10 protein-coding genes and 1 other RNA gene are annotated in these 14,050 nt (G+C 74.8%); 6 read left to right on the top strand and 5 right to left on the bottom strand.

Annotated features, from left to right (window positions below; genetic code table 11):
- Positions 1-19: 19 nt before the first annotated feature.
- Together rnpB and proC are read right to left on the bottom strand one after the other, a co-directional pair.
- Positions 20-484: RNase P RNA component class A (rnpB, locus tag WMF26_RS35195), an RNA gene on the bottom strand.
- A 193-nt stretch (positions 485-677) separates the two neighbouring features.
- Positions 678-1,535: a pyrroline-5-carboxylate reductase gene (proC, locus tag WMF26_RS35190; RefSeq protein WP_437950522.1), complete on the bottom strand. Its 858-nt coding sequence runs from the start codon at positions 1,533-1,535 to the stop codon at positions 678-680.
- Positions 1,536-1,785: 250 nt separating this feature from the next.
- Here proC and WMF26_RS35185 point away from each other — a divergent pair, with 250 nt between their 5' ends.
- Positions 1,786-3,270, top strand: a complete 1,485-nt coding sequence (locus WMF26_RS35185; protein WP_437996289.1) for a Do family serine endopeptidase — start codon at positions 1,786-1,788, stop codon at positions 3,268-3,270.
- Positions 3,271-3,304: 34 nt separating this feature from the next.
- On the opposite strand, the gene WMF26_RS35180 is transcribed toward WMF26_RS35185, so the two are convergent.
- Positions 3,305-4,561, bottom strand: coding sequence for a lysylphosphatidylglycerol synthase transmembrane domain-containing protein (locus WMF26_RS35180; RefSeq protein ID WP_437996288.1), 1,257 nt, complete (start codon positions 4,559-4,561; stop codon positions 3,305-3,307).
- Between the two features lie 303 nt (positions 4,562-4,864).
- Here WMF26_RS35180 and WMF26_RS35175 point away from each other — a divergent pair, with 303 nt between their 5' ends.
- Both WMF26_RS35175 and WMF26_RS35170 read left to right on the top strand, forming a co-directional pair.
- On the top strand, positions 4,865-5,989 hold the full coding sequence (locus WMF26_RS35175; RefSeq protein WP_437332647.1) for a 6-phosphofructokinase: 1,125 nt from the start codon (positions 4,865-4,867) through the stop codon (positions 5,987-5,989).
- A 203-nt stretch (positions 5,990-6,192) separates the two neighbouring features.
- The gene (locus tag WMF26_RS35170) at positions 6,193-9,498 is read left to right on the top strand and encodes a response regulator (RefSeq protein WP_437996287.1); all 3,306 of its coding nucleotides are present in this window, start codon (positions 6,193-6,195) and stop codon (positions 9,496-9,498) included.
- A gap of 39 nt (positions 9,499-9,537) precedes the next feature.
- Here the strand turns inward: WMF26_RS35170 and WMF26_RS35165 are convergent, their stop codons facing one another.
- Both WMF26_RS35165 and WMF26_RS35160 read right to left on the bottom strand, forming a co-directional pair.
- Positions 9,538-9,999: a cytidine deaminase gene (locus WMF26_RS35165; RefSeq protein ID WP_437996286.1), complete on the bottom strand. Its 462-nt coding sequence runs from the start codon at positions 9,997-9,999 to the stop codon at positions 9,538-9,540.
- Positions 9,996-10,847: a purine-nucleoside phosphorylase gene (locus tag WMF26_RS35160; protein ID WP_437332644.1), complete on the bottom strand. Its 852-nt coding sequence runs from the start codon at positions 10,845-10,847 to the stop codon at positions 9,996-9,998. The genes WMF26_RS35165 and WMF26_RS35160 overlap by 4 nt, the downstream gene beginning before the upstream one ends.
- Before the next feature lie 44 nt (positions 10,848-10,891).
- On the opposite strand from WMF26_RS35160, the gene WMF26_RS35155 reads away from it, so the two are divergent.
- From WMF26_RS35155 to WMF26_RS35145, 3 genes are all read left to right on the top strand, one after another.
- A complete protein-coding gene (locus WMF26_RS35155) occupies positions 10,892-11,335 on the top strand; it encodes a hypothetical protein (protein ID WP_437332643.1) in 444 nt (147 codons plus the stop codon).
- Between the two features lie 596 nt (positions 11,336-11,931).
- Positions 11,932-12,636: an RNA polymerase sigma factor gene (locus WMF26_RS35150; protein ID WP_437996285.1), complete on the top strand. Its 705-nt coding sequence runs from the start codon at positions 11,932-11,934 to the stop codon at positions 12,634-12,636.
- A complete protein-coding gene (locus WMF26_RS35145) occupies positions 12,633-14,015 on the top strand; it encodes a FecR domain-containing protein (protein ID WP_437996284.1) in 1,383 nt (460 codons plus the stop codon). The genes WMF26_RS35150 and WMF26_RS35145 overlap by 4 nt, the downstream gene beginning before the upstream one ends.
- The last annotated feature ends 35 nt before the right edge of the window (positions 14,016-14,050 follow it).

Here is a 14,050-nt window from a genome sequence, read left to right as displayed (position 1 = left end):
CGCCGGGGCGGGGCTCCGTGGTCGCAGGGGACGTAAGCCGAGTTCTGTTGCGCGGGGGGTCGCCCCCCTCGCGCTGGCGATCATTCCTCTAGGACGCGCGTCGCCGCGCGCCTCAAGCAGCCAACCCGGAGGCCTGGGGCGGGCAGCCCTTGCCGTGGCGGCGGTCGCCGCCGCGGACGCCTCCCTACGCGGCCTTGCTCCAGGTGGGGTTTGCCGTGCCGCCCTTGTTGCCAAGGGCGCGGTGGGCTCTTACCCCGCCGTTTCACCCTTGCCGCGCGGCGAGCCGGCGGAGGCTCGGAGCGCAGCCCGTCCGGGCAGGAGGCTCCTCGCCCTCGCGAGGCGCGCGGCGCGGCGGTCTGTTCTCTGTGGCACTTTCCTCGAGATCGCTCTCACCGGGCGTTACCCGGCACCCTGCCCTGCGGAGCTCGGACTTTCCTCCCGCGACCGGGTTCCCCCGGCCGCCGGCGATCGCCTGTCCCGCTGCGACGCGGCGAACATAGTCAAGGGACGCCCGAACGCCAATACCTCCGCGCCGCGCGCCGGCCACGTCCCGGGCAGCGCGGGAGCGGGCCTCTGCCGCGGCCCGCTGTGACAGCTGTGGCAATTTGCTATCGGCTCGTCGAGCCATCGAGGCACCGCCGCGGGCCTCGCCACGGCGGCATCGCGACGCGGGGCGATCAGGTGCGGCGGAGCTTCTGCGCCATCTGCGCACCCAGCTCGGCCGAGCGGTTCGACGCGGCCTCGACCGCGTCGATCAAGGTACGCCGGAGCCCGCCGGCCTCCAGCGTGTGGAGCCCCGCGATCGCCGTGCCGCCGGGGCTCGTCACCATGTCCTTCAGGCGCCCGGGGTGCTCGCCGGTCTCGAGCTGCAGCTTGGCGGCGCCGTACACGGTCTGCGCCGCGAGCAGCAGCGCCGCGTCCCGGCCGAGGCCGACCTTCACGCCGCCGTCGGCCAGCGCCTCGATCATCAGCATGACGTACGCGGGGCCGCTGCCCGACAGGCCGGTCACCGCGTCGAGCAGCGACTCGTCGAGCACGACCACGCGGCCGACCGCCTGGAACAGGGCCCGCGCGATCTCGACGTCGTCGCTCGTGGCGTGGCTCCCGGCGGAGATCGCCGTGGCGCCGGCCAGCGCGATCGCGGCGGTGTTCGGCATGCTGCGGATGACGCGCGCGCCCTCCGGCAGGCGCGCCTCGATCGCGTCGATCGGCACGCCGGCCGCCACCGAGATGACGACGTCCGCGCGGCCGAGCCCCGACGAGATGGGCGCGAGGATCCGATCGACGATCTGCGGCTTGACGGCGATGACGAGCACGTCGGCCCACTGGCAGAGCGCCTCGTTGTCGTCGGTGGTCTCGATGCCGTACCGCGCGTGGAGGAACGAGAGCCGATCGCTCTTGAGATCGCTCGCCCTGATCTGCTCGGCGCCCACGGCGCCCCCCTGGACCAGGCCTCGGATGAGCGCCTCTGCCATGTTCCCGCCGCCAAGAAACCCGATCTTGCGCCCTCGCAGCCGGCCGTCGTCGCTCCCCATCGCCCTCGCTCGCCTCCAGGAGCGCGCACCCTAGCAGCCTTACCGAGCCCGCGGCTCAAATCTCGACGGACACCGCCGCCGGCGCGGCGTGCCGCCGGGGACGGGCGGCCCGGCGCGCGGCGCCCGCCCGGCCCAGCGCGCGCCCTTGTCAGCGGACCTCGTGGGGTTATTTGTGCGGCGGAATGAACGCAGTCGGTCCCCTGTTCGCCGAACGCAGGACGGGACCTTTCGACTGCATGACGGAGATTCCATGATTCAAGCGGTTTCCTATCGCTCTCGCGCCTCGGCCCTGGCGCTGCTCTCGATGGCGGCGCTGGCGTTCGGCGGGTGCGGCCAGCAGGCTCACGCCACGCCCCCTTCCACCCAGGCCGCCGCCGCCGCGCCCTCCGCGGCGCCGCCGCCCGTCTCCACCGTGACGCTCCCGCCGGCGCCGGTGCCGGCCACCTTCGACGTCGCGGCGCTGTCCGAGCGGGTCAGGCCGATGGTCGTCAACATCACGACGACGCACGAGTCCCGCGGTCCCGAGGGGCTCGACCCCTTCGATTTCTTCTTCGGCCCGCACGGCGGCGGCCGGCTCAACCCGCGGGGCGGCCAGCGCCCGCCGCAGACGGCGCTCGGGACCGGCTTCATCATCGATCCGAGCGGCTACGTGGTGACGAACGAGCACGTCATCCACGAGGCCTCCGGCGTGCGCGTCCGGCTCGCCGACGAGCGGGAGTTCGAGGCCGAGGTCGTCGGCCGCGATCCCAAGCTCGATCTGGCGCTCCTCCGCTTGAAGGGCGCGAGCGGCTTGCCCGTGGCGCCGCTCGGCGACAGCGAGCAGCTGCGGGTCGGCGAGCACGTGCTCGCGGTCGGCAACCCCTTCGGGCTCGGCCACACGGTCACGCTCGGCATCGTCAGCGCGAAGGCGCGCGCGATCGGCGCGGGGCCGTACGACGACTTCATCCAGACCGACGCCTCGATCAACCCGGGCAACAGCGGCGGGCCGCTGTTCAACTGGCGGGGCGAGGTCGTCGGCATCAACACGGCGATCCGGGCGGGCGCGAACGGCATCGGCTTCGCGATCCCGGTCGACGCGCTGAAGGACGTGCTCCCGCAGCTGCGCGAGAAGGGCTTCGTCGAGCGCGGCAAGCTCGGCCTTGCGTTCCAGCCCGTCACGCGCGAGCTCGCCGCGGCGCTCCAGCTGGACGCGCCGAAGGGCGCGCTCGTCGCCGAGGTCGAGCCGGGCGGGGCCGCCGCGCGCGCCGGCATCAAGCCGGGCGACGTGATCGTCGACGTGAACGGCACCCCGATCCTCCACGCCGAGGAGCTGCGGCGCAACGTGGCGCGCAACGCGCCCGGCTCGGAGATCGAGGTGACCGTGGTGCGCGGCCAGAAGCGGCAGGAGCTCCGGGCCAAGCTGGACGCGCTCCAGGACGAGGAGGGCGACGCGCAGGGCCGCGCGCGGCCGATCCAGGGCGCGCGGCCCGAGCGGCAGCAGAGCGCCGAGAAGCTCGGCATCCACGTCTCCGACGTGGCGGGCGGCGGGGTGCGGGTCGACGGGTTCGCGCAGGGCGTCGACACGCAGGAGCTCCAGGTGGGCGACGTGATCCTCGAGGTGAACGGCGCCCCGATCAAGGACGTCGCCGGCCTCCGCGCGGCCATCGGCAAGACCAAGGAGGGGTCGACGGCGCTCCTCAAGGTGCGGCGCGGCAAGGTCGTCCAGTTCGCGGCCGTGCCCGTCCCCGCGCGCTGATCCCGCGGCGCGGCGCGCGCCGGTCCCCCCAGCATCACCCCGCGCCGCGCCGCCGGCCGGCGGCCTCCTCCCCGCCCTCCGACACGCTCGCGGGCGCGGCGCTCGCAGGCGCACCGCCGGCGGCGCGCGCCGCCTCGAGCGCTCGCTTCTCCGCCTCCGTCTGCTCCACCTGCGCCTCGAGCACGTCGGTGCCGAGGTAGCGGAAGACATAGATGCCCCCCACGAACATGCAGAGGAACAGGGTGAGCACCCGCCACAGGACGACGTACGGCACCACGAACGCGCCCTCGACCCAGGGCGACATGAGCGCGTTCGAGCCGAGCTCGGCGACGCCGCTCGCGCCGGGCGTGGGGCTCATGTAGAGCGCGAAGTTGAGCACCGTCTGCGTCAGGACGACCTGCGCGATCGGCGGGCCCACCGAGACGAAGGTCGAGGGCGTCGTCGGGATGCCGAGCCCGAGCAGGATGAAGTAGGCGACGGCGAACCGCGACCAGAAGAAGCCGAACGTGAGCAGCAGCGCGGCGGCGTAGGCGCGCTTCCCGCGGCGCATGTAGATGCGGAAGCCCTTGTGGAACTCGTCCACGCCGTGCAAGACGCGCGCGGTCGTGGCGCCGGGCGCGGCGAGCGCGGCGTCGGCGCGGGCCCGCAGCCGGGGCACGCGCCGGGCGACCCGCATCGCGGCGCGCAGGAGCCCCCCGAGCGGCACCGACAGCGCGCGGACGATCGCCTTGAGCAGCGGCGGGTACGCCGCCGCGAAGATCAGCCCGACGAGCGCCGAGCCGAACATGGCGATGGTGAAGAAGAGCAGCCACTCGATCTGCGGGCCCCCGTGCAAGACCAGCATCCCGCTCTGCCGCAGCGCGAAGATGGCGACGGCCGAGAGGAGGAAGAACGAGACCGTGCACGAGGCGGTGAGCAGCTCCGCCGTGGCCACGTCGACGAGCCGCATGCCCCCGTGCACGAGCACGGCGGCCTGCGACGGCGCGGCGCCGGCCTGCCCCGGGGTTACGCCGGCGCAGAACATCAGCACGAACTCCGAGGTCACCGCGGTGCGCACGCGGAGCCCGGGCCAGAGCACGCGCCCGAGGACCCAGATCCTGAGGCCTCCGAACACGCCCTCTTGCAGGGCCAGCACGGCGCCGACGAGCAGCCAGCCCGGCCGCACGTGCGCGAGCCCGGCGGCGAGGCTCGCCTGCTTGTCGTGGATCTCGCTGTAGAGCACGTACGCGAACGACGCGAGCGTGAGCGTGACGATGACCTGGATGCCTCGGATCAGGGTGGCGCGGTTCATACGGGGGCGCGCAGCCGGGGTGATCGCATGCGCATGCCCCTATACCCTGTCGCCGGCGCTCGCGACCGTCATGCGGCGCCGCTCCCGGCGCGAGGCGCGCCGCAGAGCGGCCCCGACCACACGGCGCGCGCGCCGGTGCGAACCACGCTTCGCGGAGGCGTCTTCGCTCCTCCAGCGCGCCGCGCGCCGTCGTTCGTCGTCGACGCGAAGCGTGGCTGTCACGCGCGCCCCGCGCCTTTCGAGGCTCGGGCGAGGAAGATGTCTATTGCGTCGCCGAGGATGGCTCGCAATGCTGGCCGCCTCATGGCGGCACGTAAGATCGCTATCAGCACCGGCGGCGGCGACGCGCCCGGGCTCAACGCTGTGATCCGCGCGGCCACGCTCGGCGCGCTCGAGCGTGGCTGGGAGGTCTGGGGGATACGGCAGGGCTACCGCGGGTTGCTCGACGACTCGCCGGACGGGCTCATCCGGCTCGATCGCGAGCGTGTGCGGGGCATCGCGCACCTCGGGGGCACGATCCTGGGCACCGCGAACCGCGGCGATCCGTTCCACTACCCGACGCCGGGCGAGCACGGGCTCGTGCCGCGGGATCGGTCCGAGGACCTCGTGCGGCGGTTCCGCGCGCTGGGGTTCGACGCGCTCATCGCCGTGGGCGGCGACGGCTCGATGCGGATCGCGCACGAGCTCCTCCAGCGCGGGCTGCCCCTCGTCATCGGCGTGCCGAAGACGATCGACAACGACGTCTGCTGCACGGACATCACGTTCGGCTTCGACACGGCCGTGTCCATCGCGACCGAGGCGCTCGACCGGCTCCACACCACCACCGAGGCGCACGAGCGGATCATGGTCGTGGAGGTGATGGGGCGGCACGCGGGCTGGATCGCGCTCAACGCCGGGATCGCCGGGGGCGCCGACGTCATCCTGATGCCGGAGATCCCGTTCCGGTACGAGCCGATCGCCGACAAGATCCGCCTCCGGGAGTCGCGCGGGCGGCGCTTCTCCATCGTGGTGGCGGCGGAGGGGGCGCATTCGCAGGGGGGAGAGCTGATCATCAAGGACGCGGGCGACGCCTTCCGTCGCACCGCCGTCCTCGGGGGCGTGGCCGAGCGCGTCGCCAAGGAGCTCGCCGCCCGGACGGGCAAGGAGGCGCGCTCGATGGTGCTCGGCCACCTGCAGCGCGGCGGGGGGCCCACGACGGCGGACCGCCTGCTCGCGCTCCGCTTCGGCGCGGCCGCGGCGCGCTGCCTCGTCGAGGACTGCGGGAGCGGGATGGTCGCGCTGCGGGCGAACCGGATCGAGCTGGTCCCCCTCGACGAGGTCGCGGGAAAGACGAAGACCGTGCCGCTCGACTCGGACACGGTCGTCACGGCCCGCGAGATGGGCCTGTGCTTCGGCGACGAGCCGACCGGCCACTTCGCCGCGACCTGACCCGCGGGCGCGCGGGTGGGCTGCTGTCGGCCGTCGGCCCGGCAGGCGCCATGGTGGGACTGTCCAGGTTCGCCCTCGGCCGGCGTTTCGCGCAGCGCGTCGTCGGCCGGACGGCCTGAACGAGGCAACCAGCCTCGTGTTTGACACTCGTCGAAGGGGGCCGATATCTTGGGTTCCCCTCCGAACCCGCGCACACCCGGAACATGACGAAAGTCCTCGTATTTGAGAGCGATCCGGCGTTCGCCGGGGAGCTCCGCACGGAACTCGGCCGCCTTGGCTGCACCGTTCAGGTCGTCGATGACGGCAACGTCGGCCTGCAGGCCGCCGCGGCGGATCGCCCCGACCTCATCCTCCTGTCGATCGAGCTGCCGCGCATGAACGGCTTCTCGGTCTGCAACAAGCTCAAGAAGGACGTGCAGCTCAAGGACGTCCCGCTCGTCATCATGTCGAGCGAGTCGAGCGAGGAGACATTCGAGCAGCACCGCAAGCTCAGGACGCGGGCGGAGGACTACATCCACAAGCCGATCGCGTTCGGCGAGCTCCTCGAGCACATCCGCAACTACGTCCCGCTCGACGGCGACGAGGCCGAGGCCGATCCGATCATGATCGACGAGGCCGAGGTGCTCGAGGCCGACATCGACGAGGACTCGGGCGATCCCACGATCATCACCGCGGCGGTGTCCTCGAACGGCACGCCCGCGAGCGTCGCGCCGCCGCCGCCCGCCGCGCCGAGGCCGCCGTCCGCCGCGCCGCCGCCGCCCCCGCCTCGGCCGCCGTCGGTCGCGCCTCGGCCGCCGTCCGCCGCGCCGCCGCCGCCCGCCGCCGCCGCGCAGGATCGCGCGCGGGCGCCAGGGCCGACGAAGCCGCCGCAAGCGCCCGCGGTGAGGTCGGATTCCGGCAAATCGGACGAGGACATCGAGGAGTTCATCGGCGGCGCGTTTACCCGGTTGATCCGCGACGAAGAGGAGGAGCGGACCGACGTCAGGCCCTCGGTCGCGCCGTCGACGCGGACGCCCTCGGTCGCGCCGTCGACGCGGACGCCCTCGGTCGCGCCGTCTGCGCGGACGCCGACGTCCACCAGCACGCCGTTGCCGGCCTCGGCGCCGCCGCCGGTGAGCTCGTCGCCCGTGGCCGCCTACCGCGCGCCTGTCTCCGAGCGCGGGGGCGCCTACCGCGCGCCCGTCTCCGACCGCGGGGGCGCCTACCGCGCGCCCGTCTCCGAGCGCGGCAGGCTGACCCCTGCGCCGCCGGCGCCGCGATCCGACGCCGACGCGGGCGAGATCGAGCGCCTGCGCGCCGAGCTGGACCGGTCCAAGGACGAGATCGTCCGCCTCACCAAGGAGGTGGCCGCCGCGCGCGCCACGTCGCACCGCCTCGAGGGCGAGCTCTCTTCGGCGAACGACAGCAGCCAGGAGGCGGCCCGCCTGCGGCGCGAGCTCGATGAGCTCAGGGCGAAGGCCGCGACCGGCAGCAGCCCCTCCAGGCCCGGCGGCGTGTCGAGCCGCGAGTTCCTCGATCTGCGCGAGGCGCTGAACAAGAAAGACAAGGAGATCCTCGCGCTCCGCGACCAGATGTCGCGCAAGGACAAGGAGCTCCTGGAGCTCCGGGATCAGGCGCTGTCGCTCGAGCGGGAGAAGGCCGACCAGGTCGACCGCATCCTGGAGCTCGAGCGCGCGAGCGAGGACCTCGACGCGCAGGTGGCGTCGCTGCGCGCGGACAAGGAGCTCGCCGCGAAGCGCGCCGACGACTTCAGGGCGCGCGCCGAGAAGCTGCAGGCGCAGATCGCCGGCCGCGACGCGGATCTGTCGGCGGCCCGGCAAGCGCTGATGGACGCGGAGGCCGCGCACACGGAGGCGCTGCGCTCCGCGGCGGACGAGAGGGCGCAGGCGATCGCCGCCGTCGAGGCGTCGGCGCGGCGCGAGATCGAGGAGAGCGCGCAGGCGGAGCGGGAGCGCTTCGAGCAGGCGGCCGCGGCGCACCGGGCGGAGGTCGAGCGGCTGAGCGCCGAGCACGCCGCCCGCGTGGAGCAGCAGGCCGCCGAGCACCGCGCGGCCGCCGACAGGCTGGCCGGCGAGCACGCGGCGGCCATCGACAAGCTGGCCGGCGAGCACGCGGCGGCGCTCGAGCGGGCGAAGGCCGAGCACGCGGCGACGGCGGACGGCCTCAGGGCGGAGCACGCCGCTGCCATGGACGGCCTGAGGGCGGAGCACGCCGCCGTCGTCGATCGGCTCAGGGCCGAGCATGCCGCGGCGATGGATGGACTGAGGGCGGAGCACGCGGCGGCGCTGGACCGGCAGAGGGCGGAGCACGACGCGGCGGTCGCGACGTCGCAGCGCGAGCACGAGGCCGCCGTCGAGGCGCTCCGGCGCGAGCACGCGGGCGAGACCGAGCGGCGCGACCGGGAGCACGCGGCGGCGCTGGACGCGGCGCGCGCCGAGCACGCCGCCGCGCTGGACGCGGCGCGCGCCGAGCACGCCGCCGCCGTCGAGCGCATGAGCGCGGAGCACGCGGCCGCGCTGCAGGGGGCGCGGGCCGAGCAGGTCGCCGCGCTCGAGCGGCAGCAGGGCGAGCACGCGACCGCCGTCGAGGCGCTGCGGGGCGAGCACGCGACCGCCGTCGAGGCGCTGCGGGGCGAGCACGCGACCGCCGTCGAGGCGCTGCGGGGCGAGCACGCGACCGCGCTGGAGACGCTGCGGCGCGAGCACGCGGACGACAGGGAGCGGCGCGATCGCGAGCACGCGGCCGCGCTGGAGGCGCTGCGGACCGAGCACGCGGCCGCCGTCGAGGGGCAGGCGAACGAGCACGCGCGGACGCTCGAGGCGGCGCGAGAGGACTTCGCGGCGCGGCTCGCGGCGCGAGAGCGCGAGCTCGTCGAGGAGCGCGAGGAGGCCGTGCGCGCCGCCGAGCAGGCGCACGCGGCGCGGGTGGCCGACCTCGAGGCGCGCGCCGCCGAGCGGCAGGCGCAGATCGAGGCGACGCACGCGCAGGCGCTCACCGACCTCCGCGGGGCGCACCAGGCCGAGATCGCCGAGCGCGAGGCCGCGTGGGCGGCGCAGAAGCACGAGCTGGACGAGATCGCCCGCGGGCTCTCCACCGAGCTCGGGCAGGCGCGCAACCAGGTGGCGCACCTCGAGGCCCGGGCGCACGAACTCGATCAGCAGCTGGAGCAGCGCGCGGGCGAGCTCTCCGCCCGCACCGGGGAGCGCGACCGCCTGCAGGGCGAGCTCGCCGAGCGGGCGCGCGACGTCGAGGCGCTCCAGGGCCGGCTCGCCGAGGCCGAGCAGCGGGAGAGCGAGCTCGGCGCGCAGCTCTCGCACCGGACCGAGGAGCGCGACACCCTGAGGACGCAGGGCGAGCAGCTCGCGGAGCAGCTCGCCGTCGAGCGAGCCCGCCTGCAGAAGGCGCGCTCGAAATGGGGCGAGGACCGCGCCTCGCTGGAGCGCGCGCGGGAGGCGCTCGCCGTCGCGCTGTCGCAGATCGAGCAGAACGAGGTGCTGTCGGTCGAGTGAGCCGGCGGCGCTCGCTGGCGCGGGTGGCGCGCGGGGCGATCAGCGCGAGAGCGCGGCCGCCCCGAACGCCTCGGGCAGGAGCGCTGCCAGCGAGGTGAGCCGGGGCGGCGCGCCGCCGTCGGCGGCGATGAGGCGGATCGGGAGATCGGCGGCGAACTCGGCGAGGGTCTGCCGGCACATGCCGCACGGGCTGCCGAGGACGGGCCCGCTGGTGGCGACGGTGAGCGCGATCGGGTCGCGCTCGCCGGCCGCGACCATCTGCACGATGGCCGAGCGCTCGGCGCAGATGGCGAGCCCGTACGAGGCGTTCTCGACGTTGCAGCCGGCGAACACGCGGCCGGATCGCACGAGGATCGCCGCGCCCACCCAGTAGCCCGAGTACGGCGCGTGCGCGCGCTCCCGGACGGCGAGCGCCGCCCGGTCGAGCGCGTCCCAGTCGATCGCCGGCGCCGCCCCGGCCGCGGCGGGCGCCTCGCCGGCGTCCTGCGGGGCGCGGCTCACGACGCCGCGCTCCCGGCCGCGGCCTCGGCGCCGACGCGGCGGACCCACGTCGAGAGCAGCGCCGTGAACCGAGCGCGCGCCCTCCGGGCGGTCTCCTCGACCTCCTTGTGATCAAGCTCGCGCTGGGTCAGGCCCGCCGCGAGGTTCGTGATGCACGAGATGGCCGCGGCCGGCACGCCCATGTGCCGGAGCGCGATGATCTCCGGGACGGTGCTCATCCCGACCGCGTCTGCGCCGAGCGTGCGCAGCATCCGGATCTCCGCCGGCGTCTCGTACGTCGGGCCGAGCAGCCCGGCGTAGACGCCCTCGCGCAGCGGGACGCCGGCTTCGCTCGCCGCCGCCCGCGCGAGATCGAGCAGCCGGGGATCGTGCGCGTAGGTCATGTCGGGGAAGCGCTTGCCGAGCGCGTCGTCGTTCGGCCCGACGAGCGGGTTCGTCCCCATCAGGTTCAGGTGATCGGTGAGCAGCATGAGATCGCCGGCGGCGAAGCCGAGGTTGATGCCGCCGGCCGCGTTCGTCAGGAGCACGGCGCGGCAGCCGAGCCGCGCGAGCACGCGCACGCCGAACACGGCCTTCGCCGGCGGGTGCCCCTCGTAGAGGTGCGCGCGGCCCTGCAGGCAGGCGACCGGCACGTCCCCGACGCGCCCGGCGCAGAGAAAGCCGGCGTGCCCCTCGACGGCGGGCCGGGGCATGCCGGGGATCTCGGCGTAGGGGACCTTCACGAGCCCGGAGAGCTCGTCGCCCCAGCCCCCGAGCCCTGAGCCCAGCACCACACCGACGCTCGGAAGCGCCGGAATTCGTTGGCGAATGACGCGTGCGGCTTCGTCGAGCTCGGCCAGGAGGGTCATCGCGACAAGCTACCCCAGGGCGACGCAAAGGGTAAACGTCGCAGATGCACAGCGACATCGACCGTGATAGGGTCGCCGCCCTTTCGGGGCAAGTGACGACGATGGGCACCAAGATCGAAGATTTCTTGAAGGAAAAGAAGATCGACCCCCGCCGCATCCTGGCGGCGTCGGTCAAGATCGAGCGGCTGCAGCCCGAGGATCGGGCGATCCGCCTGACCAAGCGGCTGGCGCGCGGCAGCGAGGACGCCGCGAAGAAGAAGGAGGCCGCCGGCGCGAAGAAGCCGCGCAGCGGCCGCCCGGTGACCGACCGCACGCTGAGCGCCGCGTTGCAGGGCAAGCCGATCAGCGGCCCCGCGAAGACGCGCCTGCTGCGCGCGGTCAACCGCATCCTGGAGCAGAAGAAGCAGGAGAAGGTCGAGCTGTCGGCGCTCTTCGACCTGCCGAAGAAGGGTGGCGCCGCGGCGGAAGGCGCCGAGGCCGCGGGCTGATCGTACCGGACGGCCCGGACCCCTACGGCTCTTTCCGCCGCCCGGCTTGAGCGCACGTCGGCCCCAGGCCGGAGCGGGCTCAAGCCGGGCACCTTTTTTTGTCGGTCCGGGGCTGACGCCGGTCGCTACACGCGATCGCGGCGGCGGGAGCCCAGCTCGAGCAGGTCGGCGGCCACGAGGGCCACGGTCAGCGACACGGCGATGATGATCATGCGCTGGAAGGTCGCGCCAATGTGCCCGGAGGAACAACTTTTGTGCGCTTCCGGGCGTCACTGCGGGCCCGGGGGCGGCGCCACGCGCGCGCGAGGCCACGCAGCGGCCTGAATGATCCGGCTGCCGGGCGCATCAGAGGCTTTGTGCATACCGTGGAGGTCGAGACGGGGGCGTTATGGGCGCACCTCTCGCGGTCGTTCTTGTTTCCCCTCGGCTGGGGTGCGCCGGCCGGCCGCGCGGACGAGCTGCCCGCCCGGACGGCCGAGGGCGCGCGCGTAGCGCTCGACGTGACGTCCGCTGGCGACGACCTCTCTCGCCGCCCGGAGCTGGTCGCCTCGCCATCGAGCTCCATGAGCGCCGAAGGGGCGGATAGGCTTCCGCCCGTGACCGAGCCCGACGACGTGGGCGAGTGGATCCGCCGCTTCCAGAGCGGCGACCCCACGGCTTTTGCCGAGATTTTCCGCCGCTATCGCCGCGACGTCGCGCGGCTCGTCTTCCGGATGCTCGGACCGTCCGCCGACGCGGAGGACGTCATCCAGGAGGTGTTCATCCAGGTGCACCGGAGCCTGGGGGACTTCCGGGGGCAGTCGAAGTTCACGACGTGGCTCCACCGGGTGACGGTCAACGCCGTGCTGATGGCCCGGCGCGCGGCGCGCTCCCGGCCGGTGTTCGCGGGCGAGCCCAGCGTCGAGCTCGAGATCGACCGCGGCATGCTTCCGGACGAAGACGCCGCCCGGGCCCGCAGGATTGACGCGTTCCGTCGGGTGCTGGAGCGCCTCCCCGAGAAGAAGCGGGTCGTCTACGTCCTCCACGAGCTCGAGGGGATCGCGCCGACCGAGATCGCGGAGATCGTCGGCGCGCCGGTCCTGACCGTCCGGACGCGCCTGTTCTATGCGCGCCGCGAGATCGAAGCGATGATGCGCGCCGAGCCCGCGCTCGCCCAGCTCGCCGCCGAGCTGGCCGAGGGCGGCGCGGACAAGGCGGACGGCGCAGGTCCGGAGGCGGCGCACGCGCGGGTTTCTGTGGGAGGCGCCGCCGTGCGGTATCCCGCGGCGGATGGATCGGCTGTCGACGCGGAGGACATGTGAGCGGCGCAAAGCAGTACGAGCGGGCACGGGAGCACATGGAGCGGCTGCTCCGCGCCGAGGAGCCTCCGGAGCCCCGCTGGGACGAGATCGAGCGCGAGCTGTTCGCGCGGATCGAGCGGCCCGCTCCGGTGCGCCGCGCCGCTCCGCCGCGGCGCTCGCCGCTCGGGCGCGCGCTCGCGTTCGCGGCGGCCGCGGCGGCCATCGCGTTCGCGGTGCTCGCGGCCGGGCGCTCCGCCCCGCCCGTCGTGGCGACGTCGACGCCGCCGCGCGCCCGCGATCTCGCGGACGTGCCGAGGGCCGCCGGGGCGGCCGACGATCTGGATTTCCGCGCCCTCCGGCCCGGCGATGCCGTCGAGACCGCCGCCCACGCGATCTCCTTCGCCGACGTCGGCTCGGTGCGCTGGACGCTGCTGCCGAACAGCCGCGCCGTGGTGCGCGCCGTGGGCGCGGCGGGGGTCGGCCACGTGATCGCGCTCGAGCGTGGCTCGGTGCGGGCCGACGTCGTCACGCGCGCGCCGGAGGAGGGCCTCGTCGAGGCGTTCGCCGTCGAGGTGGACGGCACCCGCGTGGCGGTGCACGGCACGCTCTTCACCGTGACCCGCCTCGCGGATCGCGTGGAGGTCGACGTGGAGCACGGCACCGTCGCGGTCGGTCCCGCGGCGTACCGCGGCGCGACCACCGCGCACCTGCTCGTCGGTCCGTCGCGCGGCACCTTCTCGCTCGACGGCGGCCGCGAGGCGCGCCTGCTCCAGCGCCCGGCGCCGGAGGGCAACGCCGCGCCGGAGGGCAACGCCGCGCCGGAGGGCAACGCCGCGCCGGAGGGCAGCGCCGCGCCGGAGGACGCCGCGCCCGCCGCCTCCCCGACGGAGCCGGCGCATCCGCCCGCGCCGCCCCGGCCCACCGCCGGCGCGACCGCCGGCGTGCGCCCGCCGAGCGGCGCCGCCGCGGCCCGCGTGGTCGTCGCTCAGGCGGAGGAGACCGCTGCCGCGCCCGCCGCGCCCGCCGCCCCGGCGGTCGCCGCGCCGCCCTCGGCGGTCGCGGAGCCGACTCCCGCGCCGGCGATCGAGCCGGCGCCGGCCGCCCCGGCGTCGGTCTCCGACGTTCAGGCGACGCCTCCCCCGCCGGCGCTGACCCCGGCCTCCGTGCAGTCGCAGCTGTCGAGCTGTTTCGCGCGCGAGGCGGCGGGCGGCCCGTCCCTGGTCCGCAAATCGGTCGCCTCGACGCTGCGCATCTCCGTGCGACCGGACGGCAGCGTCGCCGCCATGCGCTTCGACCCGCCGCTCCGGCCTGCGCTGCAGGCCTGCGCCCAGGGCCTCTACCAGGGGCGCTTCGCAGGAGGCCCGATGCACCTCGCCATCCCCTTCATCATCGAGGACTGAGCGCGGCCGCGGCGAGGAGCGCCGCGCGGCACGTC

This window comes from Sorangium sp. So ce185 (genome assembly GCF_051526825.1).
In the GTDB taxonomy this organism is placed as follows: domain Bacteria; phylum Myxococcota_A; class Polyangia; order Polyangiales; family Polyangiaceae; genus Sorangium; species Sorangium cellulosum_D.
Note: the sequence above shows the minus strand (reverse complement) of the source record. Positions and strands in the feature narration are given on the sequence as shown.